Genomic DNA, 25450 nt, shown 5'->3' with positions numbered 1-25450 from the left:
ATCACCATGTCCGTCGATACCGAACTCACCGACGCCACCGATCCCGCGGTTCCACTGCACCTGCCGTGGTGGACGCGTGGCGACACCAATGCCTTCTTCGGGCTGTCGTTCAACATCCTGGTCAATGTGCTCACCCTGACCACGCTCTCCGTCGCGGTGGTCAAGATTCCCAGCGCCGATGTGCTCGGAACGGTGCTGCCCGCCTTGGGAATCGCCCTGGTCCTGGGCAACCTGTACTACATGCTGCTGGCGCGGCGGCTGGCCCGCCGGGAGCAGCGCGCCACGGTGACCGCGCTGCCCTACGGGCCGAGCGTGCCGCACATGTTCATCGTGGTGTTCGTGGTGATGCTGCCGATCTACCTGAAGACCGGGGATCCGGCGCAGGCGTGGGCCGCCGGGCTGGCGTGGGCGTTCATGATCGGCGTGATCGTCATGATCGGCGCCTTCGTCGGACCCTTCATTCGCCGGATCACTCCGCGCGCGGCCATGCTCGGCACCCTCGCGGGCATCTCCATCACCTTCATCGCCATGCGGCCGGCCGCACAGATGTGGGAGGCGGCCTGGATCGGATTGCCGGTGCTGGCAATCATTCTCATCGGCTTCTTCACCGATGTGAAGCTGCCCGGGAACATTCCGGTGGGCCTGGTCGCGTTGCTGGCGGGCACCGCCATCGGCTGGATCGGCGGGTACATGTCGGTGCCCGACGTCACCCAGGCCGCCCACGATATCGCGCTCGGACTGCCGGATCTGCGGCTCGGGCTGCTCTTCGACGGCCTCGGGAACCTCGCACCGCTGCTGGCCACCGCGGTTCCCTTGGGGGTATACAACTTCACCGAGGCCATGAGCAATGTGGAGAGCGCGGCCGCGGCGGGCGACAACTACAACCTGCGCAGCGTGCTGCTGGCCGACGGGTTCGGCGCGATCATCGGGTCCGGATTCGGTTCGCCGTTCCCGCCCGCCGTGTACATCGGTCATCCCGGCTGGAAGGATGCCGGCGGCCGCACCGGTTACTCCCTGGCCAGCGGCGCGGCCATCGGATCCATGTGCCTGCTGGGGCTTTTCGGGCTGCTCGCGACCGTGCTGCCCATTCCGGCCATCGTCCCGATCCTGCTCTACATCGGGCTGCTCATCGGCGCTCAAGCCTTCCAAGCGGTGCCGCGACTGCACGCGGTCGCGGTGGTGGCCGCCCTGCTGCCGAACCTCGCCGAATGGGGTGTCGGCCAGATCGACAATGCGCTGAGCGCCGCCGGCACCTCCGCCGACAAGGTCGGCGCCGCCGCGCTCGGGCAAGCGGGCGTCGTCTACGACGGATTGCGAACCCTCGGCGCGGGTGCGGTGCTGGCGGGTCTGGTGCTCGGCACCATGGTGACCTTCATTCTCGACAAACGCTTCCGCGCCGCGGCGACAGCCGCGATCGTCGGCGCGGCGCTGAGCTGGATCGGCCTCATTCATGCGGCCGAAGTCGATTGGGCCGCAGCACCGCGGGTGGCCCTCGGCTATCTGCTGTTCGGCCTGGTCTGCCTCGCCTATTCCTTCCTGCCGGCGACCAGGAACTCGCCCATGGCCGAGGCGACCCCTTCAGGCGAGTCGAGCATCGACAAGACATAGGCATCGTCGAGTTCGACCAGGGTGGCTCCGGGAATCAGGGCGGCCAGGCGACGGCCGTGCTCCCGGGGCATCACCTTGCCCGCGGACGACCACAGGATGAGGGCACGCCCCGAGAACCCGCGCAGGGCTTCGGTATTCGCGATGAGTTCGGCTTTGCGGAACCCGGAGTGGTTGTAGGCGATCAGATCGCGGCGAATGCGCTTGTCCCGCAATCCGGGTTCGGTCCAAGCAACCACCACTTCGTCCGGCAGCGGGCGTTTGGCCATCGAGCCGAACATGATCGGTGAGTTGCGCAAGAACGGAATGCGTAATTGCCTGAGCGCGAGACTGATTCCGCCGGGCACGTAGGTAATGGCGTTCGCCATCTTGCCGGGGAGACCGGGCGGGAAATTGCCGAAGGCCTCGCAGGGCAGGACGATCAGGTTTGCGATGCGTTTGTCGAGGCCATAGGCGGTCATGAACAAGCCGCCACCCCAGTCGCTGTGGACGAGGGTGACCGCGTCGAGATCCAGAGCGGTCAGGAAGTCCGCGATGAGCTGGTTCAAACCGCGCAGACTCAGATCCGCGCCCTCGTGCATGGGTTCCGGATGCGCGCCCAGCGGCAGGTCGGGCAGCACGTAGCGGAAGCCATCGGGCAACAGCGGCAGCACTTCGTCCCACACGGTGTGATTCATCAGCAGGCCGTGCAGCAGCACCACGACAGGGCCTTGACCTTGGTCTTCGTAGTGGATCGGGCCGGCGGGAAGGTCGACTTTCGGCATAACCCCTCCATTTGAGCATTCGCTCTAGTGCGTTTGCTCTAGTCTGGTGCAGTGGCGGAGAAGATGTCAACGAATACCCGGGATCGCCTGGTGAGCGCGGTCGCGGAGTTGATGCGCGTGCGCGGGTACAGCGCGATCACGGTCAAACAGATCACCGAAGCCGCTCAGGCGCAGATGGGTTCGCTCTATCACCATTTCCCGGGCGGCAAACCGCAGATCGCGGCCGAGGCATTGCGGAGTTCGGGGGCCGCCTACATCCAGCTGCTGCCGATGCTGATGGACCCGTACGACGATCTGCGCCAGGCGGTTCCAGCGGCGTTCGCCTCCGCGGCGGAGGTGATCGAGCAGGGCGGGTGGCTCAATATGTGTCCGGTCGGGACGGTCGCCGGGGAGATCGCCGACAGCGAGCCCGAGTTACGGGCGGTGGCCGCCGAAGTGATCGGTTCCTGGATCGATGAGGGCACAACGTATTTCACGCGCCGCGGGGTTTCCGCAGCTGAAGCCCGCGCCCTCATCCTGTCGGTGCTGTCGGCGCTCGAAGGGGCGTTCATACTCAGCCGGACGCTGCGCTCGGCTGAGCCGTTGCACGCCTCCGGCGCCGCCATGGCCGCGCAGGTAGAGTCGATCTTGGCATGGGCGCAATCACATTGACAGCCGGCACGGTGGGCACGACACTCGCGGTTACCGGCAGGCGCGCGAAGGTAGAAGGTGACTCGCGATGGTTGATTTCGACTGGAGCAGAGCCTCGGCCGCCGGAAGCGTAAACCGCTCAAGACCACGCTGATCTCGGCCGCGGACATCAAAGCCGACCGCACCGTCGCCCGTGCGGCGACGGCGGTAGCGGCGCTCACCAACCGGGCCGGCGGCAACTTCCGCTGGCAACACCTACCGGTGCCCTTCCGCCGATTCCGCAGGGATGTGGCCGAACGGTTCGGCCCCCGGGTCTGGCATCGGAACCTCGACGACGCCGAAATCGTGTCCTGCCCGGACTCTTCCGTCGTCGGCCTGTCCTTCGCCGAAGTCGCCCGCATCCGCGGCATCGAACCCGCCGACGCACTGCTGGACCTGACCGTGGCACACGGCACCGAACTGCGCTGGCGCACCACCATCGCCAACGACCGTGACGATGTCCTCGACCGGTTGCAACGGTCACCCCGGGTGCAGGTGGGTTTCGCCGATTCCGGCGCGCACCTGCACAATATGGCCTTCTACAACTTCGGCGTCCGCCTGCTCGAACGCGTCCACCAGCGCGGATTCATGACGATCGCGCAGGCGGTGCACCGTCTCACCGACTCGTCTACGAAAGTGGCGAATTCGCAGCCGGTTTCGGTACCACACTGCACGCCGGATGCTTCCTGGCGGCGACCTGAGCGGCCGCCGCCGGTTACCGCATCACGGCTGGAGCACCGCGGCCGAGGACGCCAGGTAGTCGTTGATCGCGGGGTCTACGGCGGTGGCGACCTGGATTCGCGTGGGGAGCAGGCCGTTGGCGGCGAGCAGGTCGGCGGCGCGTTGTTGTTCGGCGAGGAATTCGGGGCCGACGGGGTTCAGGCCGAAGGGGCGGCCGCGGAGGGCGGCTTCCCAGTGGTCGAGGGAGGCGGTGCCGCCGCGGGAGGTGATGTCGTCCACGAAGTATTGGGCTGCGGCGCGGGGGTTTTCGGTGATCCAGGCGTCGGATTCCTGGAGCGCGTCGATGATGGCGCGGAGGGCATCGGGGTGCGATTCGGCGAAATCGCGGCGGGTGAACCAGAGCGAGGGGTGGGAGAAGATGGATTCGGTGTCGACGAGGGTGTGCAGGGTGGTGGCGACTTCGACGGCGGCCAGGCCCGGATAGGCGCCGATCCAAGCGTCGAGGGCACCGTCCAGCAGCAGGGGGCCGCCTTCGTTGACGCCGGTGTCGACGGGCTCGATATCGGACCAGTGCAGGCCCGCCTGGTCGAGGGCCAGCAGCAGCAGGGTGGTCTGCCAGGAGCCGTGGGCGATGCCGACGCGCTTGCCCTTCAGGTCGGCGACCGAGTCGATGCCGTTACCCGCCTTGGTGACCAGGCGGCCGTTCTCGACGCGCGGGCCGGAGACGGCGACGTAGACGATGTCGCGATCGTTGGCGAGCGCGGTGATGGGCGGGGTGAAGCCGGTGCCGATGAAGTCGTAGCCGGGATCGCTGAACAGGTAATCCGAATGCTGGGCGGGCAACGCGGTCTTCACATCGACGGGGGCCGGCGCGGGCAGGGTGCGCAGATCGACCCATTCCACATCGGGCAGGGCGCGTTCGAGGATGCCGCGATGGCGCAGGACGAACAGGGAGTTGTTGTGCGGGAAGTAGCCGACACGGATGGTCACGGGTGCACTCCTGAAGTAGTGGGGATGGTCAGAGCAGGCCGCGGCGGCGCGCTTCGTCGGCCAGGCCGGTGCGCGACCACTGGACGGCGAGATTGGATTTGTCGAAATCGACGGAGCCGCCGAGGGATTCGGCGATGGCCTGATACTGCGCGCCTTCCTCGAGCAGGACGATCAGCTGGGCCAGGTCGAGCAGGCCCTTGCGGCCGATGACGTTCGCGCCGCCGTTGGCCTCGAAGATCGCGATCAGGTCCGGGTCCCGGGCCAGCTGATCGAGAATGAAGTCGCCCGCGCCGACACTGCGGTCGATGTGCGGCGGAATCTCGCGGGACAGGGTCAGCCGCTGCACGGCGGCGTAGCGGATCGGGAACACGCGATGGGTTTGCGCCCAGCCGCCCAGCCACGGACTGTGCACGTGGACCACCGAGGTGATCTCGGGGTGGGCCCGGAACACCTTGGCGTAGCCGGTGACGAATCCGGCGGATCCCTTGCCCGACAGCACTTCTCCGTCGAAGGTGGCGACCACCGGATGCACGGTGCGGTCGTCGGCCCACGGGCCGGGTTCGTTGAGCGCGACGGCGATCTCGGTGCCCGGCACGCGTTCGACGAAGTTCACGGTGCCGTTGCCGGTCACCGTGCCGGTTTCCCGCAGCACCCGGAACGCCTTGGCGGCATCGCGGGTGACGGTGTCGACGAATTCGCGGACGGTGTCGGTGAGGTGAGTTTCGATGGTGGTCAAGGCGACTCCCTAGAGTGCGAGCGACAGGGCGGATTCGGGTGTGGTGAGGCGGGATCGCCCGAGCAGCGGCAGCACTTCCTCGCCGACCCGGTACGCCTCCTCCAGGTGCGGGTTGCCCGCGAGGATGAAGGCGTCCACGCCGAGGTCGACGAGTTCGTCCAGGCGTTGCGCGACCTGTTCGTAGCTGCCGACCAGACCGAAGGCGGGGCCGCCGCGAATCAGGCTGAACCCGCACCAGACATTGGGCTGGACCTCCAGATCCCGGTAGCCGGTGATGGTTTCCGGCACCCAGCCCTGGATGCGGGCCGCGCCGACGGAATCACCCTGGGCGGCGCGGTTGGCGGCGTCGCGGTCGACGAACGCCCAGCCCTTCTCGATCTCCGCCCAGGCCGCTTCCTCGGTGTGACGCGCGACGATGTCGATGCGCACCGCGAATTTCGGAGTACGGCCCAGCTTTTCGGCGTTCGCGCGCACGCCGTCGAATTTGGCGCGCAGGTCGGCGAAGGGTTCGAGCCAGGACAGGTAGTAGTCGGCGTGCCGGCCTGCGGCCTGCACCGCGGCTCCGGACGAGCCGGAGAAGTACACCTCCGGGAACGGTTGCCCGGCCAATCCGGGCGGCAGCGCGGCCTGGTCGGTGTGGAAGAAGCGCCCCTCGTGGGTGAACGGTTGCCCGTCCCACACACCGCGCAGCACATCGAGGAATTCGCTGGTGCGGGCGTAGCGGTCGTCGTGGGAAACCTTGTCGCCCCACCACAATTGGGCCGGTCCACCGCCGCCGCTGATGATGTTGTAGACCAGCCGCCCGCCGGTCGCGCGTTGCAGGCTGGCGGACATGCGCGCGGCCTGTACCGGGTGCAGGAAGCCGGGCTGGAAGGCGACCATGAATCGGTAGGTGGTGGTTTCGCGGGCCAGTGCGGCGGCGATCGCCCAAGGATCCTCGGTCACCGGGAACGAGGGCAGCAGCCCGCCGAGGAAGCCGGCGGATTCGCTCGCCTTGGCGACCGCCGCGACATGGTCGATATAGCTGTAACCGTCGAGCTCGCCGCCCCGGATGGCGGGGGCGATATTGCCGGGACCGTAGCTTCCGGCATTGCCGCGGTTGTAGCGGCGCGGAGTGCGCAGCGAGGCGTGATCGCCTTCCATGCCGATGCGCCAATAGACGTCGATGCTCATACCGCGACCTCCTTCAGGGTGCGTCCGGCCGGATCGGCCAGGAACAGCAGGTGTTCGCTGGCGCGATGGACTTCCTCGATGTGCGGGTGGCCCGAGAGGGTGAAGCTGTCGATCCCGGCCGCTTCGTACACCTGGAGCTGACGGGCCACCTGCTCATAGCTGCCGACCAATCCGATCGACTGCGGGTAGCCGAGTTCGGTGAACCCGGCCCACCGGCCGTCGCCGAGGCTCAGCGAATCCGCGCCGGGTCCTTCGGGATGCACTTCCCGCCACTGTCTTTCGACACGCGCCCAGGCTTCGTCCTCGGTTTCGCGGGCGATGATGGGCAGCTCCAAGCCGGCGCGCACGGTACGGCCGGTGACAGCGGTGCGCGCACGCAGCGCGGCGAGCTGTTCGGCGACGCCGGCCGGTGCTTCGGCGAAGACGTGCACATCACCGTGGCGCGCCGAAAGCTCCAATGCCGCAGGCGAATTGCCCGTCAGATACACCTGCGGGAACGGCAGTCCGGACAGGATGCCCCGGAATCCCCCGTCGGCCACGTCGTAATACTCTCCGGCGAATTCGAATCCGGTTCCCCGGAAGCCGGCCCCCGCAACGGGTTCGGCGTTCCACACCCCGCGTGCGACGGTGAGGAATTCAGCGGCCCGCGCGTAGCGGTCGTCGTCGGCGACCAGATCGCCCCGGGCGCGGGCATCGGCGGGGTCGGTGTCCACGGCCAGCCGCCAGGCCAACCGGCCCGCCGCCAGCCGCTGCAAGGTGGCCGAGAGCTTGGCGGCGTAGACGGGAGTGCCGAAGGCGGGCTGGAATTCGATGACGACCCGGCTGTGCCGAGTGGCACGCAACGCTCCCCCGCCGACGATCCAGGACTCCTCGCCCAGCGGGTCGTACGGTGCGAGCACTCCATCCAGACCGGCCAGTTCAGCGGCGTGTACGACCTGATGCAGATCATCGAACGGGCCGAAACGCCCGGTGCGCACATCGGTGGGTGTGCGATCGAAGGCCGGCGCGGATATGGGTGCGGCACCCGCTGCGGCATCCGCAGCGCGCTCCACGCTCCTGGTGATCGGTCCGGATGCACCGATGCCATCCGCCGGGATGGCACCGGATGCGGGAGTCGGTGCGCCCGGCCCGAATCCGCCGCGGTGCCGCAGTTCCGGGCGCGCCCGGCGGCCGTCACCGCGGCTGGGCAGCCGCCACAGGTATTCGCTCACGCGGGCACCCCCTCCGCGGTGGCGAGGGCCCGCGCCCGCGCCAAAGGCTCCGGATCGACCCAGGAGTCGAGGTCGAAGTCGGCGGCCAGGAAGCCGTGGGTGTACAGGAACTGCTTCTGCACGCCCAGCAGTTCCAGGCGCTCGGGGTCGAGCGACGGATGCAGTCCGAGATGGAAGTCCGCCCCGTACGCGGCGACGACTCCTTCCGGGCCGGAGCGGGTTTCGCGTTGCAGGACGCTGCGCACGCCGTCGAGATCTCCGGCGGCCCAATCCCCGGCGCGCAGGCTCTGCGCCAGGAAGCCGATCACCGCGTCCGGGTTGGTGTCCAGGAGTTCCTGGTGCACGGTGATCGGTCGCGGGGTGCCGTTGTTGACGCGGGAGCGCTTGCTGTCGGTGGCGTCCAGGTTCACCGCCACCCGCAATCCGTGCTGCTTCGCGACTTCTTGGGCACGGGCGCCCTTGACGTAGATGGCGTCCACCGCGCCGTCGAGCAGTTCGGCCACCCCCCAGGTGACGGCGCGATCGCGAACCGCGTTGCGCACCTGCGGGTCTCGTTCCACCTCGAGTTCGACGACACGCACATCGGCGAGACCGAGCCCGGCCAGGCCCAGCGCGCCGGTGAACCCGTGCAGGGCCATGGCGCGCGGGAAACTGCGTGCCCGATCGGCCGCCCATGCCGGAATGCCGATGCGCAGCCCGGCCAGATCGGCGGCCGTGGCGACCGGTGAGTCCGGGCCGACCAGGATCGCCTGGGCCTCATCGATCCAGGTCAATCCCACGAGTCTGGTCGGAGACCCCTGGGCGCGGGCGGCGAGCGCGGGTACGTTGCCGCCTTCGCGGATCAAGCCCGGCAGGGTGTGATCGAAGTGGTGCCCGGCCAGTTCCGGGCCCGCGTCTTGCAGCACCCCGAATTCCAGGCCGTGCTGTCGTGCGGTCTCGCCGAGCCAGCCCAGGCTGTGCGCCAGGCCGCTGGCGGTCGGCACCGGGCAGCGGGTGTACCAGAGAGTGTCGGTCATGAAGTGCTCCTGGGGTTTTCGTCGGGGGTGCGGCCGACGCCGAGCTGGGCGAGGAAGGCCGCGCGGTAGCGCAGGGCAGCGGGATCGGTGTGGTCACGCGGGTGGACCAGGTCGATATCGGCGTCGACGGCGAAGCGGCCGTGATCGAGGATGAGCACCCGGTCCGCGAGCCGGATGGCTTCGTCGACATCGTGGGTGACCATGAGCACCGCCGGACGGTGCCGGGCCACCAGATCGCCGACCAGGTCTTGCATCTGCAATCGGGTCAATGCGTCCAGGGCGGCGAAAGGCTCGTCCAGCAGCAGCAATTCGGGTTCGCGCACCAGGGCGCGGGCCAGGGCGGCGCGCTGGGCTTCGCCACCGGAGAGGGTCGCCGGCCACTGCCGGGCCTTGCCGTCGAGATGCACTTCGGCGAGGGCGCGCAGGCCCGCGTCGCGGGTCTGCCGGGAACGGCGTTGTCCGACGGTCACATTGGCCAGGACTCGTTTGGACGGGATGAGACGCGGCTCCTGATACACGGTGGTGCGGGCGGCGGGCACCAGCACCTCACCGGTGTCGGGCGCTTCCAGCCCGGTGAGCAGCCGCAGCAGGGTGGTCTTGCCGGTGCCGCTGGGGCCCAGTAGCACCACGAACTCGCCGCGCCGCACGGTGAGGTCGACGCCGTCCAGAATCACCTTGTCGCCGAAGGTTTTCCGCAGGCCGGTGAGCCGGACCGCGATCGGGGCGGCGGTGCGGGGTGTGTCCAGAGCGGTCATCGGATGGCCACCTGTCGCCGCCACGGCATGGCGAAGCGTTCGGCGATCCGCACCAGGCCGTCGAAGATCAGGCCGAGCACCGCGTAGAGCACCACGCACAGCACCATGTAGTCGGTGCGGTTGTATTCCTGTGCGAGGGTGACCAGATAACCGACGCCTTCGTCGGTGCCGACCTGTTCGGCGGCGATCAATCCGGTGATGCTGATGGACAGGCAGACTCGCAATGCCATCAGCACGCCCGGCAGCGCCGACGGCAGGATCACCTCGAGCACCAGCCGGGCGCCGCGCAAGCCGAAGCCGCGTGCGGCCTCCACCAGTTTGCGGTCGACATTGCGCACGCCCAGGTACGTGTAGGCGTACATGGGGGCGACGGTGGCTACGGCGATCAGCAGCACCTTGTACAGCTCGTCGATGCCGAACCAGGCGATGAACAGCGGCACCAGCGCCAGGAACGGCACCGCGCGCACGATCTGCATGGTGGAGTCCACCAGTTCCTCACCGAGCGCGGACAATCCGGCGATCAGGCCGAGCACCAGTCCGACGGTGACACCCAGCCCCACCCCGAAGGCGGCACGGGTGAAGGAGGCGAGCGCGAAATCGGTGAGCTGGCCGCTGCGCGACAGCTCCAGGAACGCCGACCACACCTTGGGCGGGCCGGCCAGCACCTGCGGGGAGAGCGCGCCGGTCGCCGAACCGATCCACCATGCCGCGAAGATGAGCGCGGGCAGCAGGAAGCGCAGCGGTATGGAAAGCCAAGCGGGCCTGGGCTTCTCGACTCGATTGCGGGGTGGCGCCAGGTGTGCGACCGGCTCCGCGGCGGCGATCAGGACGGCCATGTCAGCGGCCCGTCTGCAAGGCCGCGAGCTGGTCGGCGGTGAGCTTGGACTTCAGGTCGTAGAAGATGTCGGCGGCGGTGATCTTGCGGCTGATGACGCCGTTGTCGGCGAACAGGTTCACCACATCGGCGAGATCGGCCGCGTCGGAATCGGTGGGCAGGCGCGGGACGGTGACCTCGCCACCCACCCGCAGGGCATCCGCGAGACGCTGCCCGCCGAGCGCGCGCGGACCGGTCTGTTCGAAGACGTTCTCGAAACCGGCGGGGTTCGCGTGCTGTTGCGCGGTCAGCGCTTGCAGCGTTTCCAGGTATTTGGCGGCCACTTCGGGTCGCTTGTCGAGGATCTCGGTGCGGAACACCACCACCGAGTTGTCCTTGGAGCCGATGCTCTGCTCGGTCGCGATCTCGACGCCGCCATTGGCTTTGGCCTCCTGGTAGGGCACCAGGAACGAGGCCCAAGCGTCGACCTTGCCGGTGGCGAAGGCCGAGGCGGCGTCCTTCTGCTGCAAGGGCACCCGGGTCACCTTGTCGGCCGGGATCCCGGCCTGGGCCAGCGCTTTCAACAGGATGTACTCACCCTTGGCGGCCGGATTCACCGCGACCCGCTTACCGGCCAGGTCGGCGACCGAGTGGATACCGGAGTCCTTGGCGGCGATGATGCCGCTCTGGTCCTTGCCCGCCGGGTCCTGCACGGCCACGATGCGCACGGCCACGTCCTTGGAGAGCGCGCCCACCACGGGACTGAATGCCGCGCCCGAGATATCGAGCTCCTTGGTGTTGAACAGCTTGAGCATCGAGCTGAAACCCGGTGTGGTGTTGACCCATTCGACCTTGGCGCCCAGCGGGGCGAGCGCCTTGTCGAAGGTGCCGTCGCGTTTGGCCACCGCCAGCGGACCGGAATTGCCGGGGTCGGCCACCTTCAGGACCAGCTCGGCCCGCGATCCGGAATCGGTGGCCGATCCGGATCCACACGCCGCCACCAGAGCAACGACGGGCGCGAGCGCGAGCGCGAGCCGCCAACGGTTTGGCCGGCGTGTGCGGAGCATCGTGGAACACCTCTTCCGAGTCATGGATCGCAATCGATCGATGCTCAGCGACAGTAGGGATCCGGTGCGGGCGCGGCGAGGTAATGCTTTCCGAGGATCGGAAGGATTGACAGAACGGGCCGAGAGGCGTTATGAGTCAGCGGATTCGGGACTGCCAGGCGAAACCTCGTCGACAGGAAATGGTTTCGCGCAGCCCGAACGAAACCGATAGCCCCACAGTCTTTCCATATTGTGGAAAGCGAAACGCACGAGGCAGTGGTGAGCCGTGCTACCGTCGCCGACGTGGAAGCTTCCGGAGTGCAGACCGTCGCGCGCGCCCTGTCGGTTCTCGACTGCTTCCGTGGCGGCGAGGAACGCGGCGTCTCGGAGGTCGCACGCCAACAGGGGCTGGCGGTCAGCACCACCCATCGACTGCTGGCCGCACTCGTGCAGGCCGGGTTCCTGGACAAGGACGAGCTCTCCAGCCGCTACCGCATGGGCAGCGCCCTGGCCGAATACGGTCAGATCGCCTACCGGCAGCATCGCATCTATCTCGCGGAACCCTGCCTGGAACAGCTGGCCGCCACCACCGGGGCCAGTGCCTCGGTCGCCATCCGTCACAGCATTCACGCGGTACTGCTCGGCACCAGCCGCTGGCGTGAATCCGATGGTCACCGCCTCATGGGCGTGCGACTCCCCTTGCACGCCAGCGCCCTCGGTAAAGCGCTGCTGGCGTACTCCGAAACCCCCGATGAGTTCCTCGACGGCCTGCCCTACGACGAGGGCACCGCCCGATCCGTCTCCACCCCTGCGGAATTGCGCGAGGAACTGGCACTCACCCGCGCGCGCGGCTACGCCTACAACAACGAGGAACTCGACCCGGGCTTCCGCACCATCGCCCTGCCGATCCTGACCCCCGCCGGCGACTGCCGCTTCGCGCTCGGCCTGCGCGGACCCACCACTTTGATGATTCCGGAACGACTTCCGTTCCTGGTCGAACTGGCCAAGGTCACCGCGGCCGATATCGCAGCCCGCTTCGCCGCGGATCAGCCCTCGTAGCGGGGATCTCCCGGCGATGAACCGTCAGGCGCGGTCATGCAGGGTGATCTGGTAGCCGTCGGGGTCGGCGAAGGTGAAGGTCCGGCCGAACGGGCCGTCGATCGGGGCGGCGGCGATGCGGTGCCCGTCGGCGGCGAGGGCGTCGTGGATGGCTTGAACGTCGGTGGCGTGCAGCCAGATCGCGGCGCCGATGCCGGGCTGCGGGACCGATGCGAGGTCGGTGCCGGGGACGATGTCGCGCAGCGCGAAGGCGATCGGCTTGGTTTCGAAGACGACGGCGTGCGGCGGGCCGGCCGGTGAGCGGACCAGGCCGAGGTATTGCTCGTAGAAGGCTTGGGACGCGGCGAGGTCGGCTACTTGCAGCGAGATGAAGTCGGGGCCGGTGACGGGCATGATGACACTCCTTGATTCCGTGTCAGTTTTCTGACATGCCCAATGTATGTCAGAATACTGACATGAGTCAAGACGGTGTCGACCTGGAGACGTCGCTGGGGTACCTGCTGAAAGAGGCATCGAGTGCGCTGCGCGTGGCCATGGAGGAGGTACTGCGCCCGCTCGGAATGAACGTGACGCACTACTCGTGCCTGGAACTGCTGGCGCAGCGACCGGGCCTGTCGAACTCCGAGCTCGCACGAGGGGCGTTCGTGACACGCCAGACGATGAACGTCCTGCTCCAGACCCTGGAGCGAGATGGCCAGGTGACCAGGCCCGCGGAAGCGCCGGTCGGAAAAGTGCTCCCGACCCAGCTCACCCCTCGCGGCCGGCGTCAACTGGAGAAGGCGAGCGCCGCGGTCCGATCCGTCGAGCTCAGAATGCTGGCCGGCCTCACCGAGACCGAGCAGTCAGCCGCGTTCCGCATGCTACGCAGCATGATCGATTCTTTACGGGAGGGCAGCAGTCGGTGAGGGCGGTGGGAATCGAACAGTAGCCGAACGCTTTTCGGGACGCTAGCGAGTTTCCGCCGCACTGCGGTCATGGACCGCCGGGAACTTCGTGATCCGCGGGACCACCCGGCCGGGTATCCGACCCGGTGTCAGCGGAGGGTGCGGAGCCAGCGGCGGGTGTCGGCGGGGTCGATGACGTCGTCGAGTTCCAAAGCTGTTGCGGCGGTCAGGGCTTTGCCTGCGGCGTAGGCGTGGGATACGAGCGTGTCGAAGGCGGATTGGCGGGCGGCGGGGTCCTCGATGGCGGCCAGTTCCTTGGCGAAGCCGAGGCGGACCGCGCCTTCCAGGCCCATGCCTCCGATTTCGCCGGTGGGCCAGGCGATTACGAAACGGGGGGCGCGGAAGGAGCCGGCGGCCATGGCTTGCGCGCCCAGACCGTAGCCCTTGCGGAGGATGACGGTGCCGAAGGGGACGTCCAGGGCGGCGGCGTCGATGAAGAGGCGGCTGAATTTGGTTACGGTGGCGTCTTTTTCGGCTTCGGGGCCGACCATGAAGCCCGGTGTGTCGCAGAGGGAGACGATCGGGAGGTGGTGAGCGGCGCAGAGGTTGAGGAAGGCGCTGAGTTTCTCGGCGGCGGGGGCGTCGATGGCGCCGCCGAGGTGGTGGCAATTGTTGGCGATCAGAGCGAAGGGGCGGCCTTCTATGCGGATCAGGGCGGTGACCATGCCTACCGCCCAGTCGCGGCGCAGTTCCAGGCACGAGCCGACGTCCGCGATGGAGTCGATGGCGGCACGAATGTCGTAGGCGCGCAAGCGGTTCTCGGGGATGACGTGCCGGGACAGGCGCGGGTCGGGGGCCTGCCAGTCGGCGATCTCGCCCTGGAAGTAGGACAGGTAGCGGCGGGCGGTGGCGACCGCTTCGGCTTCGTCGGCGGCCACGATGTGGACCACGCCGTTGCGGCGCTGGACCTCGATCGGGCCGATGTCCTCGGGTGCGTAGACGCCCAATCCCCCGCCTTCGATCATGGCGGGGCCGCCCATGCCGATATTCGCGTCGGGGGTGGCGATGACGACATCACACATGCCGAGCAGGGCGGCGTTGCCGGCGAAACAGCGGCCCGAGACGATGCCGATCAGCGGGACCCGGCCCGAGAGCGCGCCCATGGCGCGGAAGGTGGTGACATCGAGACCCGAGATACCGCCGTGGTCGGTGTCGCCGGGGCGGCCGCCGCCGCCTTCGCAGAAGAAGACGACCGGAAGTCGTTGCTCGCGGGCGAGTTCGAGCATGCGGTCGGTCTTGACGTGATTGCGCATGCCCTGAGTGCCGGCCAGGACCGTGTAGTCGTAGGAGAGCACGACCGCGCGGGCACGGTCGGGGCCGAAACGGTCGGCGTCGATGGTGGCCACGCCCGCGACGAGGCCGTCGGCGGGGGTGTTGGCGATCAGGTCTTCGAGACTGCGGCGGGCACGCTGGGCGGCGATGGCCAAGCCGCCGTATTCGACGAAACTGCCGGGGTCGACGAGGTCGGTGATGTTCTCGCGGGCGGTGCGGCGGCCCAGGCGGTGGCGTTTGGCTACCGCCTCGGGGCGGGCGGCATCGGTGAGGGTGCGGTGGCGGGCATGCACCTCGGCGAGGTCCGGGCGGAGCGAATCCAAGTCCAGGACAGTGGTTTCCGTGCTCGCGCCTTCATCGTCGGCGGCGGTCCAGGTGAGCAGGACGGTGTGCGGATCGACCACGTCGCCGGGGGTGACGGTGTGGCGCAGCACGCGCAGCGGCTCCTCGGCACGCAGGACGTGCTGCATTTTCATCGCTTCCAGGACGGCGACTTCAGCCCCGGCCGGGACGAGTACGCCGGAGGCGGCGAGGCTCACGACGGTGGCGCCCATCGGCGTGCGCAGGGGTTGTTCGGTGTCGTCGAGATCCGGGGCACCCGGGCCGGCGGCCGCATCGACCTCCGGCGCGGGTTCCTGGTAATCGGTTGCCCGCGTGTGGAATTCACTCAGCCGCTGTTCGAACCATTCGGTGCTGACCGGTCCGGCCTTCGGCAGTTCGTCGAGGACCGCGCGTAGCAGGCTGATATTGGTGTCCACGCCGGTGATCAGCGTTTCGGCGAGGGCATCGGAACACCGTTGCAGCGCGGCCGGATAGGACGGCCCGTGGGCAATGATCTTGGCGAGCAGGGAGTCGAACCGGACGCCGTGCCGGGTGCCGGGGCGGACGGCGGTGTCGACGCGCACCCCGATACCGGTCGGCGCACTGAATTCGGTGATGACGCCGGAGCTCGGCAGCGGTGTGCCGTCGGCGCTGAGCAGCTCGGCGTTGACGCGGGCTTGAATCGCGTAGCCGCGCGGGGCGGTACCCAGCGGGAGGCGCAGGTCGGCCAGCGTAGCGCCCTGCGCCAGATCCAATTGCACCGCGACCAGGTCCACGCCGGTCACCGCCTCGGTGACGGTGTGCTCCACTTGCAGGCGGGGATTCACCTCCAAGAACCAAGCCTCGTCGCCGATGACCAGGAATTCGACGGTGAGCACACCACGGCAGGCCACCGACTCGGCGATCCGCACCGCGTAATGGTGCAGCCGATCCCGCAGTCCCGCAACCAGATCCGGCGCCGGCGCGATCTCGATCAGCTTCTGATGCCGGCGCTGCACACTGCAATCCCGGTCGCCGAGCGCGACCGCTCCCCCGCCATCGGCGATCACCTGCACCTCGATATGGCGTGCGCCGGTCACCAAAGCCTCGGCATACACCCGATCGTCACCGAATCCGGCGAGCGCTTCGGCGCGGCAGCGTTCATACCCGTCGGCGGCCTGCGCCCGATCATGCACTTCCCGCATACCGCGCCCGCCCCCACCCGCGGCGGCCTTCACCATCACACCCTGCGGGTGGGCGGCCAACAACGACAACACCGCCTCGAGCCCCCCGTCCACCGGAGTCGCCGCGAGCACCGGCACCCCGGCCCGCTCGGCGACCGCCCGTGCAGTCAGCTTGTCCCCGAACAGCCGCAGCGCCTCAGGGCCCGGTCCGACGAACACCAGTCCCGCCGCAGCACACGCGGCAGCCAGATCCGCACTCTCACTGAGGAATCCGTACCCCGGATGCACCAGCGCACCCGCACCGGCACGCGCCGCCGCCACCACGACAGCGTCCACATCGAGATAGGCCCCCGCCCCCTCGCCCGGCAGGCACACCGCCTCCTCGGCCAGCCGCACCGGCAGACTCCCGGCTTCTTCCGCCGTATACAACGCCAGCGTCCCATACCCCCGCTCACGCGCCGTCCGCGCCACTCGAACGGCTATCTCTCCCCGATTCGCAATCACCACTCGCACGCGGCCAGTGTTCCCGAACAGCCGCGGCAAGGGGCGATTACGCCGACCGTGTCCCACCCCTCGGTCGCAATACGAACTCCCGCCGATTCCGTGGACCGACGACGCCTGCTCGACATTGGTTGCGGCGATGGCAGATTCCTCGCCGAACTGGCGGCCGGCGGCCACCGCGGACCTCTCATCGGAGTCGACACCTCACCGGCGGCCCTGCTCGGATTCCACCGCGTCCGCCCCGACTACCCCGGTCGTGCACGGATACTCGCGGGGATCGGTACCGACATCACCGACTGGTTCGCCGACGACCCCGGCACCCCTTGGCGTGACCCCAAAGGCTACGTTCTCGCGATCTCCACTGTCGGATAGCGGCAGGATCAAAGCCATGGCTTACACCTGCCCGGTCGATGTACTGCTCATCGCGACTAGGGGCGACCAGATCCTGCTGACTCGGCGCGCGAACACCGGGTACGGGGACGGCTTGTGGAACGTTCCCTCCGGCAAGCTCGAGCCCGGGGAAGATCTCGAGGCCGCCGTGATCCGTGAAGCGGAGGAGGAAATCGGAATAACATTGCGGCGCAGGGACATCCGGATGGCTGCCGCTCTTCACTACAATCCGCCGGACAGTGCGCCTCGGGTCGGGTTCTTCTTCCATGCCACGAGCTGGCGGGGTGAAGTGGTCAACGCCGAGCCTCACAAATGCTCGGAGCTGCGGTGGTTTCCTCTCGCGGGGATTCCTGCCGATACCTTGGCGTACACCTGTGAAGGGTTGGGGTTGTTCCGCCGGGGGCTGGCGTTCGGTCTGGCCGGGTGGCCCGAATCCGCTGCCGCGCAGGCGGTTACCTAGGAGCCGGAGAGGGGTCTCGGCAAACTTTCGACTGCGCGTGATGTAAACGCAACCTTGACAAGGCGGTACATGTAAAGGCAGCATTTACGCATGAGTGAATCGATTGACCGCGATAACGCTGATGAGCGGGCGGTACTTGCGAAGTTGTTGTCTACCAATGCTGAATTCCTGGCCGAGGTGTTGCATCCGGCGGCGGGGACGCCGGCGCCTTCGGTGATGGCTGCGTTGCGGGCGGCTCGCAGTCTCGACAGTGTTGTCGATGATGTGCTGCGGTCGCTGGTGCAGCAGGCTCGGGACGAGGGACGGACGTGGGCGGAAGTGGGGGAAATTTTCGGGACATCCCGGCAGGCCGCGTTCCAGCGGTTCGGGGGTGGGCCGAGTGGGATGCCCATTCCGCCGATGCCTTCGGGTCCGCCTATGCCGCCTGTGCCGCCGATGCCGCAGGTGCCGCCCTTGCCGAACGTGCCGAAAATGCCTGAGATGCCAAGGATGCCGGTGCCGCCGTTCATGGGGCACGGGCCGAACCCGCATACGCCGCCGGGGCGGCCTGGGGGTGAAGGCGAGTCCGCCTGAGCGGCGGACCGGTTCGAGTGAGAGTCCGACCGATGATGTCTGCCGCTCGCGCCGCATCCGCCGCGCGCACGTCCCGGATCAGTTCTCGACTGTGCGCGGCGGCTCGGTGCCGGTTCGCCGAGGATCGGCTCGCCGATGCGATCAGTGACGGGATCGGGCAGGTGGTGCTGATCGGGGACGGGCTCGAGAATTTCGCCGCGCACAATCCGTATCGGGGGGTGCGCGTGTTCGAGGTGCCGGGGGCGGCGGAGCTCGAGAACGCGCTCAGCGGTGCCGGTTTCGACGCTGCGGCCGCCGGGTTCTTCGTTCGCCTGGATGGCAGCGCATCGCTGACCGATCCGGCGCTGACCGCCGCGCTCCGATATGTCGGCGGCTGCGCCGCGGGGAGCGCCGTCATTTTCGACCATGCGGCAGAGACCGTGCCGCATGCGGCGTGCGAGTTGCTGAACCTCGCGGGGCTCGCCGTGATCGAGGACCTCACGCCGTCCGTGCTGGCTTCCCGCTACCTTGCCGTGCCCGCCGCCCGGGAGCTACCCGGCCCGCGTATTACTCACGCCCGCACCCGAAGCGGCTGGTCAGGCCATCGCCGGGAATTGCCGGGGGGCGACACGCTGGTAATCCGTGCACTGACATCGTGATCTCGAGCGTCCGTCGGTGAATTCGCCCGGGTGGCGACGGCGAGCAGCTATTTTGGACGCGCGCCCAGCTCGTTCGGCTCGGGCGAGACCATGAGGAGTTCAGATGCGCTCGTCCATTCGTTCCGCCGCTGTTCTGCTCGCCGTCACCTCGGCAGCACTGCTGACCAGCGCCGGCCCCGCCGCCGCCGGCCCGGAGGTCCCGGCGTTGGGTGACGGATTCTATTGGGGTGTGGCCGCCTCGGGGTTCCAATCGGAAGGGCATGCGCCGGACAGCAATTGGCGGCGGTATGTCGAGAAGAACCAGAGCTATGACCGGTACGGCGAGAGCGTGGACTTCTATACCCGCTACGCCTCCGATATCGCATTGGCCCACGACCTCGGCGTGAACGTGTACCGGATCGGGATCGAATGGGCACGGGTGCAACCGCAGCCCGGGGTGTGGGACGAAGCGGGATTCGCCTTCTACGACAAGGTGATCGCGGCGATCCGGGCGGCGGGGATGCGGCCGATGCTGACCTTGGATCACTGGGTGTATCCGGGCTGGGAGGCCGACCGCGGCGGCTGGGCGCACGCCGGAATGGTGGACGACTGGCTGACGAACATGCGCGCGGTGGTGGACCGATATGCCCGGTTCGATCCGCTGTGGGTGACCATCAACGAGCCCGGGCCGTACATGATGAACGAGATCCGCAACGGCGGGCTGCCCGCGACCGACCTCGGGGTGATGCAGGATCGGCTGGCCCTGGCGCACAACAGCATCTACGACTACATCCACCAGGTGCAGCCGGGCGCGATGGTGACCAGCAATGTCGCCTATGTCCCGGGCGTCGACGACGTGGTGAACGGGCCGATGCTGCAACGCATCGCGGCCCGGCTGGACTACATCGGGATCGACTACTACTACGGCATGTCTCCGGACACCGCGGCGGACTTCGCCGGGTACGCGCGCTCAGCGCTGTGGGAGCTGCCGTTGCAGTCGGAGGGCATCTATTACGCGCTGCGTCATTTCAGCAACCTCTTCCCGGGCAAACCGCTGTACATCGTCGAGAACGGATTGCCGACCGAGAACGGAGCACCGCGCCCGGACGGCTACACCCGCGCCGATAACCTGCGCGACACCGTCTACTGGCTGCAACGCGCCCACGCCGACGGCATGAACGTCATGGGCTACAACTATTGGAGTCTCACCGACAATTACGAGTGGGATTCCTACACACCACGTTTCGGCCTCTACACCGTGGACGTACTCACCGATCCGACCCTGACCCGCCGCCCCACCGACGCCGTGGACGCCTACCGCGCCATCACCGGCGCCGATGGCGTGCCGCCCGGCTATCTCCCCACCCGCGCACCCGCCACGTGCTCACTGGTGAACGGCATCGACAGCTGCGTGAACCCCGTCACCGTCCCCCGATAACCCGACACGCACCGCGCTGCACGGGAATCCGGCTATTTGACAGCTACGCTCCGATCGGGACATTTCCGACCCGCTTGTCCCGAGGAGGAGTCCCGATGCGCGCACGGCTGCACCGTCTCGCCCTGGCCGGATTGGCCGCCGCCACGACGTTGCTGCCGGTAGCCGGCGCCTCGCACGCCACCCCGCCCGCGCCGAGTACGCACGGCGTGCTCGGCTCGAACTTCCTGTGGGGCGTGGCGGCGTCGGGATTCCAGTCCGAAGGCCATGCCGCCGACAGCAACTGGCAGCGCTACATCCGCAACAATCCGGATTGGGACCTCTACGGCCAGTCGGTGGACTTCCGCTCCCGCTACCCCAATGACATCGCCCTGGCCGCGAGCCTGGGCGTGAAGGTGTTCCGGGTCGGCATCGAATGGGCGCGGGTGCAGCCGACGCCGGACGGCTGGGACGAGGAGGCGTTCGGGTTCTACGACGACGTGGTGAACACCATCATCGCCGCGGGCATGCAGCCGATGCTGACCCTGGACCACTGGGTGTATCCGGGCTGGGAGGCCGCGCGCGGGGGCTGGCGCAATCCGGAGATGGTGGCCGATTGGCTGGCCAATGCCCGCAAGGTGGTGGATCGGTTCGCGGCGCGGAATCCGGTGTGGGTCACGGTGAACGAGCCGGTCGCCTACATCATGCACGAGGTGCGGCAGAACGAGCAGAACGCCGACGAGATGCTGGATCGGGTGGCCGAGGCGCACAACAAGATCTACGACTACATCCATCAGGTGCAGCCGGGCGCGCAGGTGACCAGCAATGTCGGGTATGTGGCCGGGGCCGAGTCCGAGGTGAACGGGCCGCTGATCGAGCGCATCGGGGACAAGCTCGATTTCATCGGCGTCGACTACTACTTCGGGCACGAACCGCCCAAGAACGCCGTCAATCAACCCGACGGGTCGGTCCCCCCGCCCGCCGGTATGTGGGAGCTGCCGATCCGCCCCGAGGGCATCTACTTCGCGCTGCAACACTATTCGCGCATGTTCCCCGACAAGCCGCTGTGGGTGGTGGAGAACGGTATGCCCACCGAGGACGGCAAACCGCGCGCCGACGGCTACACCCGCTCCGATCACCTGCGCGACACCGTCTACTGGTTGCAGCGCGCCAAGATCGACGGCATGAAGATCATCGGCTACAACTACTGGAGCATCACCGACAATTACGAATGGGGCTCCTACACACCGCGATTCGGCCTCTACACCGTCGATGCGCGCAATGATCCGGAGCTGACCCGCACCCCCACCGACGCGGTAGCGGCCTATCGGCAGATCATCAGCACCGGCGGTGTGCCCAGCACCTACACCCCGGTGCGCGCCCCCTCGGACTGCGTACTCGTGGATCCGCCCGCCAGCTGCGACTCCCCCGTCACCGTGCCCTGAGCCGCGATGGCCTCAGCTGTCGAGTTCGCGTGCGGCGCGCATGATCTCCTCGGCCAGCGTCGCCCCGCCGACCTCCCGGGCGATCGCCTGCAACCGGTCACCGAACCGGTCCAGGTCCACGCTCGGCCCCTCGCCGCCGTAACTGGTGCCCGCCGCATCGCGGAAGGTCTGCACGATGTCGTCGGCCAGCACCGCGATATGACTGCGAATCAGCTTGCGCAGCACCCCCGACAGCGAGATGTCGGTGCCGACGTCGTAGAGCACCAGCGCACCGGTGAGCATCGCGGGTTCGGGCACCCTCCAGCCCTCGCCCTCGCGCACCACGTATCCCTGGCCGACCAGTTCGTCGAGAATCTCCGGCCGCCGATCGCCCAGCAGCTCGCTCAGCCGCTCGTCGCTGACGATCTCATCCTCGCGCGGCAGCCGCGGATCGAAGACCTCCCGCCAGTCGGCGTCGCGCGCGGTGTCGGCTTCGAATACCTCGCGGATGGCTTCCAGTCGCAGTCCGCGCGCCTGCATGGCCGCGATGGCCCGCAGTCGTTCCACGTGTTCGCCGCTGTAGACCGCTTCCTTCCCGGCCCGTCCGGGCTTGGGCAGCACGCCGAAGGAGTGGTAGTAGCGAATCGTGCGGGCGGGTATCCCGCTGAGTTCGGCGAGTTGGGTGCGGCTGAATCGGTCCACGCGAACAGCATAGATACAGCGAACAGCTAACGTTGACAGTAGCTACTGTCCGCGTTAGCGTAACCGCCGCCACACTGTCGACGACGACAAGGGAGTTCTCCTGATGACCCAACGTGACACCGACTTCGATGTGCTCATCGTCGGGTCCGGATTCGGCGGCAGCGTCAGCGCGCTGCGCCTCACCGAGAAGGGCTACAAGGTCGGCGTGCTCGAAGCCGGTATGCGTTACGCCGACGACGAGCTGCCCAAGACCAGCTGGGACCTGCGTAAGTTCCTGTGGGCGCCCAAGCTGGGCTGCTACGGAATCCAGCGCATTCATCCGCTGCGCGATGTGCTGATCCTGGCCGGTGCGGGTGTCGGCGGCGGCTCGCTGAACTACGCGAACACCCTGTATGTACCGCCCGCCCCCTTCTTCGCCGATCCGCAGTGGCGCGACATCACCGACTGGCACGACGAGCTCATGCCCTACTACGAGCAGGCCCGCAAGATGCTCGGCGTGGTGCAGAACCCGCATATGACCCCCGCCGACGAGGTCTTCAAATCCGTCGCCGACGACCTGGGTTTCGGGGACACCTTCGTGCAGACCCCGGTCGGGGTGTTCTTCGGCGAGCCGGGCAAGACCGTCGACGATCCGTACTTCGGCGGCGCGGGCCCCAAACGCACCGGCTGCATCGAATGCGGCGAATGCATGACCGGCTGCCGCCACAACGCCAAGAACACCCTCGTCAAGAACTACCTCTACCTGGCCGAACAGGCCGGGGCGCAGGTCATTCCGATGACCACCGTGAACACCCTGCGCCCGCTGCCGGACGGCACCTGGGACGTGGCCACCGAACGCACCGGCGCATGGCTGCGCAAGCGGCCCAAGACCTACACCGCCAAGCACGTGGTGCTCGCGGCCGGCACGCGCGGCACCCAGCAGCTGCTGTTCGCCATGCGCGATCAGGGCCTGCTGCCGGATCTTTCCGAGCGCCTGGGCGTGCTGACCCGCACCAACTCCGAATCGATCGTGGGCGCGGCGACCCGGAAGGTGATGCCGGGCACCGACTTCACCCGCGGCGTGGCCATCACCTCCTCCATCCACCCCACCCCCGACACCCATGTCGAACCGGTCCGCTACGGCAAGGGCTCCAATGCGATGGGCCTGCTGCAAACCCTCATGGTCGACGGCGGCGGCCGCATCCCGCGCTGGCTGCGGTTCCTGGGCGTGGTGCTGCGCCACCCGCTGACGCTGATCCAGTTCCTCTCGCCCTACCGCTGGAGCGAGCGCACCATCATCTCACTGGTCATGCAGCATCTGGACAATTCGATCACCACCTACACCAAGCGCGGGCTGTTCGGCCGCAAGCTGACCTCCAAACAGGGTCACGGCGAACCGAATCCGACCTGGATCCCGGCGGGCAACGAGGTGACGCGCAAGGTGGCCGAGAAGATCGGCGGCGTCGCCGGCGGCACCTGGGGCGAGGTCTTCAATATCCCGCTGACCGCGCACTTCCTCGGCGGCGCGGTTATCGGCGCGGACCGCGAGCACGGTGTGATCGACCCGTATCACCGGGTATACGGCTACCCGAGCCTGAGCGTGGTGGACGGTGCGGCGGTATCGGCGAACCTGGGCGTGAATCCGTCACTGACGATCACCGCGCAGGCCGAGCGGGCGGCGGCCATGTGGCCGAACAAGGGCGAGCAGGACACCCGGCCCGAGCAGAGCGCCGGCTATCAGCGCATCGCGCCGGTGACACCCAAGCAGCCGGTGGTCCCGGCCTACGCGCCCGCGGCACTGGTGCTGCCGATCGTGCAGATCCGCTCCGGCGGGGCCGAATCCACGCCCGCCTGAGGCGTTTTCACCGAACCGGGAATTCCCGCAGTCGATGCCATCCCGCATCGGCTGCGGGAATTCTCGCGTTCCGGTCGCTTCGAGCGGCTACCGCCGTCAGCGGATGAGGGGCTGCTCGTCGGTGGCGTGGATGTGCGAGATGCCCATGGGTGAGGTGGGCGGCGGGACGTCCCCGACGGGAGCGCGGAATTCCTGGAGGGCGGGCAGCACGTCCACGTGGCGGGCGGCGTAGCAGCGGACCTGCGGGAGGGCGTGCGCGACTTCGCTGCGCTCGAGGGGTTCGGAGTCGAGGTAGCCGACCTGTTCGAGCTGGACGCCGAGGGTTTGGGCGATGCGGGTGATGGCGGCGGATTTGCGGCCCCAGCCGACCTCGACCACCGCGAAGCGTTCGTGCAGTCCGTGCCGGCGCAACTGCTCGACCGTCCAGGCCCATTCTCCGCGGCTGGCGACGGCGTGCATGACGCCGCGCTCGGCCAGGATGCGCAGTGCGCGCGCCGCCTCCGCTCGTGGCGCTCCGGCGGTCGAATCGCACACCACGCCGTCCCACAGGGAGTTGTCTACCTCCCAGACAAGGACTTTCACACTCGCAACTGCCATGTTCGCGCCCCTACGGTCGATCCAGTGTCCCCTTGTCGTGTACTCACGACGACAGGTAGCAAACTACCGGTAGCTCGGGAGCGGGGCGGACCCCACTTTCGGGAATCGCCCCGCGCGTGACATCGTAGGGGCTGTCTGGGCCAGAGTGCCACCGCTACGTGGCGATGGTCCGGCCGAGAACGAACGGAAAGGGGCGAGGCCGATGCGGCGGCGCTGGAGGCCGGCGGGCGCGCTGATCGCGCTGGCGCTGGGGCTGACCGGATGCGGTGCGGCCGAGGAATCGGCGCCCGTGGTGGTCGGGTCGGTGACAGCGGCCGCGCAAACCCCCGGCGCATCCTCGGCCTCGACCGCGCATCCCATCGCCTCGCCGTCGACTTCGCCGACCCCGATGGTCGATGTGTACGCCGGTGTCGCACTCATCGATCACACCGAATGGACCGAGGCGGTGGACGGCAGCCGATTGCTGGTCTACCCGACCCAGGCCGGACGCGCCGATGTCTACCCGACCGCCGGGGAGCGCGCGTGGCAGGAAGTGCTGTCGCAATCGCCGGAGGCCGACACTCCCGGCATGCGTGACCAATTCATCTGCCACTGGGAGTGGGCGCGGGTCGTACAGCCCAACAAGACCAGCTGGAATCTGGAACCGTGGCGGCCCGCGGTCGGATATCAGGCCACCGTGAACGCGCTGTGCAATCCGGGCGGACCCGAGCGCTGAGCAG

Annotated in this window: 25 protein-coding genes and 1 pseudogene; 13 read left to right on the top strand and 13 right to left on the bottom strand. The window is 68.1% G+C overall.

The genetic code is table 11. From position 1 onward, the window contains the following. Window positions 1-6 precede the first annotated feature (6 nt). Window positions 7-1608 (top strand): SulP family inorganic anion transporter, encoded by a 1602-nt coding sequence (locus NI1_RS16410; RefSeq protein ID WP_067820956.1) that lies wholly within the window; start codon window positions 7-9, stop codon window positions 1606-1608. On the opposite strand, the gene NI1_RS16405 is transcribed toward NI1_RS16410, so the two are convergent. After that, window positions 1527-2369: an alpha/beta fold hydrolase gene (locus tag NI1_RS16405; protein WP_067820953.1), complete on the bottom strand. Its 843-nt coding sequence runs from the start codon at window positions 2367-2369 to the stop codon at window positions 1527-1529. The genes NI1_RS16410 and NI1_RS16405 overlap by 82 nt on opposite strands. 51 nt (window positions 2370-2420) lie before the next feature. Between NI1_RS16405 and NI1_RS16400 the strand changes: the two genes are divergently transcribed. Both NI1_RS16400 and NI1_RS40255 read left to right on the top strand, forming a co-directional pair. Further along, complete coding sequence (locus NI1_RS16400) at window positions 2421-3020, top strand: TetR/AcrR family transcriptional regulator (protein WP_245663250.1); 600 nt, start codon at window positions 2421-2423, stop codon at window positions 3018-3020. A gap of 87 nt (window positions 3021-3107) precedes the next feature. Beyond that, a pseudogene (locus NI1_RS40255) lies at window positions 3108-3659 on the top strand (hypothetical protein); the annotation flags it as partial. Between the two features lie 102 nt (window positions 3660-3761). On the opposite strand, the gene NI1_RS16390 reads toward NI1_RS40255, so the two are convergent. From NI1_RS16390 to NI1_RS16355, 8 genes are read right to left on the bottom strand one after another with little or no spacing between them, the layout of a single operon-like run. Further along, window positions 3762-4709 (bottom strand): ABC transporter substrate-binding protein, encoded by a 948-nt coding sequence (locus NI1_RS16390; RefSeq protein ID WP_067820947.1) that lies wholly within the window; start codon window positions 4707-4709, stop codon window positions 3762-3764. Between the two features lie 28 nt (window positions 4710-4737). Continuing rightward, complete coding sequence (locus NI1_RS16385; protein ID WP_067820944.1) at window positions 4738-5445, bottom strand: class II aldolase/adducin family protein; 708 nt, start codon at window positions 5443-5445, stop codon at window positions 4738-4740. Between the two features lie 9 nt (window positions 5446-5454). Then, the gene (locus tag NI1_RS16380) at window positions 5455-6618 is read right to left on the bottom strand and encodes an LLM class flavin-dependent oxidoreductase (RefSeq protein WP_067820941.1); all 1164 of its coding nucleotides are present in this window, start codon (window positions 6616-6618) and stop codon (window positions 5455-5457) included. Beyond that, window positions 6615-7829: an LLM class flavin-dependent oxidoreductase gene (locus NI1_RS16375; RefSeq protein ID WP_067820938.1), complete on the bottom strand. Its 1215-nt coding sequence runs from the start codon at window positions 7827-7829 to the stop codon at window positions 6615-6617. Before NI1_RS16375 ends, NI1_RS16380 begins: the two co-directional genes overlap by 4 nt. Beyond that, on the bottom strand, window positions 7826-8845 hold the full coding sequence (locus NI1_RS16370; protein WP_067820935.1) for an ABC transporter substrate-binding protein: 1020 nt from the start codon (window positions 8843-8845) through the stop codon (window positions 7826-7828). Before NI1_RS16370 ends, NI1_RS16375 begins: the two co-directional genes overlap by 4 nt. Then, entirely contained in the window at window positions 8842-9600 is a 759-nt protein-coding gene (locus NI1_RS16365) for an ABC transporter ATP-binding protein (RefSeq protein WP_067820931.1), read from the bottom strand. The genes NI1_RS16370 and NI1_RS16365 overlap by 4 nt, the downstream gene beginning before the upstream one ends. Further along, window positions 9597-10436, bottom strand: a complete 840-nt coding sequence (locus NI1_RS16360; RefSeq protein WP_067820929.1) for an ABC transporter permease — start codon at window positions 10434-10436, stop codon at window positions 9597-9599. Before NI1_RS16360 ends, NI1_RS16365 begins: the two co-directional genes overlap by 4 nt. A gap of 1 nt (window position 10437) precedes the next feature. After that, on the bottom strand, window positions 10438-11481 hold the full coding sequence (locus NI1_RS16355) for an NrtA/SsuA/CpmA family ABC transporter substrate-binding protein (protein WP_067820926.1): 1044 nt from the start codon (window positions 11479-11481) through the stop codon (window positions 10438-10440). A 282-nt stretch (window positions 11482-11763) separates the two neighbouring features. On the opposite strand from NI1_RS16355, the gene NI1_RS16350 reads away from it, so the two are divergent. Then, window positions 11764-12519 carry an IclR family transcriptional regulator gene (locus NI1_RS16350; protein WP_084523405.1) on the top strand — a complete coding sequence of 252 codons (756 nt, stop codon included), beginning with the start codon at window positions 11764-11766 and terminating at the stop codon, window positions 12517-12519. 24 nt (window positions 12520-12543) lie between these two features. Here NI1_RS16350 and NI1_RS16345 read toward each other — a convergent pair whose 3' ends face one another. Next, complete coding sequence (locus tag NI1_RS16345; protein ID WP_067820920.1) at window positions 12544-12912, bottom strand: VOC family protein; 369 nt, start codon at window positions 12910-12912, stop codon at window positions 12544-12546. Window positions 12913-12974: 62 nt separating this feature from the next. Between NI1_RS16345 and NI1_RS16340 the strand changes: the two genes are divergently transcribed. Further along, a complete protein-coding gene (locus tag NI1_RS16340) occupies window positions 12975-13424 on the top strand; it encodes a MarR family winged helix-turn-helix transcriptional regulator (protein WP_067820917.1) in 450 nt (149 codons plus the stop codon). Between the two features lie 128 nt (window positions 13425-13552). Here the strand turns inward: NI1_RS16340 and NI1_RS16335 are convergent, their stop codons facing one another. Next, window positions 13553-16732, bottom strand: a complete 3180-nt coding sequence (locus tag NI1_RS16335) for an acetyl-CoA carboxylase family protein (protein WP_067822399.1) — start codon at window positions 16730-16732, stop codon at window positions 13553-13555. Window positions 16733-16822: 90 nt separating this feature from the next. Between NI1_RS16335 and NI1_RS16330 the strand changes: the two genes are divergently transcribed. The 6 genes from NI1_RS16330 to NI1_RS16310 all read left to right on the top strand — a co-directional run bounded on the left by NI1_RS16330 (window position 16823) and on the right by NI1_RS16310 (window position 21619). Further along, complete coding sequence (locus tag NI1_RS16330; RefSeq protein WP_067820914.1) at window positions 16823-17092, top strand: methyltransferase domain-containing protein; 270 nt, start codon at window positions 16823-16825, stop codon at window positions 17090-17092. A gap of 16 nt (window positions 17093-17108) precedes the next feature. Beyond that, window positions 17109-17570, top strand: a complete 462-nt coding sequence (locus NI1_RS16325; protein ID WP_067820911.1) for an NUDIX hydrolase — start codon at window positions 17109-17111, stop codon at window positions 17568-17570. 90 nt (window positions 17571-17660) lie between these two features. Continuing rightward, entirely contained in the window at window positions 17661-18143 is a 483-nt protein-coding gene (locus NI1_RS37960; protein WP_157535154.1) for a hypothetical protein, read from the top strand. 35 nt (window positions 18144-18178) lie between these two features. Beyond that, window positions 18179-18781 carry a class I SAM-dependent methyltransferase gene (locus NI1_RS16320; protein WP_245663249.1) on the top strand — a complete coding sequence of 201 codons (603 nt, stop codon included), beginning with the start codon at window positions 18179-18181 and terminating at the stop codon, window positions 18779-18781. Window positions 18782-18884: 103 nt separating this feature from the next. Beyond that, window positions 18885-20198, top strand: coding sequence for a family 1 glycosylhydrolase (locus NI1_RS16315; protein WP_067820906.1), 1314 nt, complete (start codon window positions 18885-18887; stop codon window positions 20196-20198). Window positions 20199-20293: 95 nt separating this feature from the next. After that, window positions 20294-21619: a family 1 glycosylhydrolase gene (locus NI1_RS16310; RefSeq protein ID WP_067820904.1), complete on the top strand. Its 1326-nt coding sequence runs from the start codon at window positions 20294-20296 to the stop codon at window positions 21617-21619. Between the two features lie 12 nt (window positions 21620-21631). Here the strand turns inward: NI1_RS16310 and NI1_RS16305 are convergent, their stop codons facing one another. Next, window positions 21632-22300 (bottom strand): MerR family transcriptional regulator, encoded by a 669-nt coding sequence (locus NI1_RS16305; protein ID WP_067820901.1) that lies wholly within the window; start codon window positions 22298-22300, stop codon window positions 21632-21634. Between the two features lie 103 nt (window positions 22301-22403). Here NI1_RS16305 and NI1_RS16300 point away from each other — a divergent pair, with 103 nt between their 5' ends. After that, window positions 22404-24134 (top strand): GMC oxidoreductase, encoded by a 1731-nt coding sequence (locus NI1_RS16300; RefSeq protein ID WP_067820898.1) that lies wholly within the window; start codon window positions 22404-22406, stop codon window positions 24132-24134. A 96-nt stretch (window positions 24135-24230) separates the two neighbouring features. Here the strand turns inward: NI1_RS16300 and NI1_RS16295 are convergent, their stop codons facing one another. Further along, window positions 24231-24731 (bottom strand): HAD family hydrolase, encoded by a 501-nt coding sequence (locus NI1_RS16295; protein ID WP_067820895.1) that lies wholly within the window; start codon window positions 24729-24731, stop codon window positions 24231-24233. 202 nt (window positions 24732-24933) lie between these two features. On the opposite strand from NI1_RS16295, the gene NI1_RS16290 reads away from it, so the two are divergent. After that, window positions 24934-25446, top strand: coding sequence for a DUF2599 domain-containing protein (locus NI1_RS16290; protein WP_067820892.1), 513 nt, complete (start codon window positions 24934-24936; stop codon window positions 25444-25446). Window positions 25447-25450: the final 4 nt, after the last annotated feature.

Origin of the sequence: Nocardia inohanensis NBRC 100128, assembly GCF_001612945.1 — a bacterium.
GTDB lineage: Bacteria > Actinomycetota > Actinomycetes > Mycobacteriales > Mycobacteriaceae > Nocardia > Nocardia inohanensis.
Note: the sequence above shows the minus strand (reverse complement) of the source record. Positions and strands in the feature narration are given on the sequence as shown.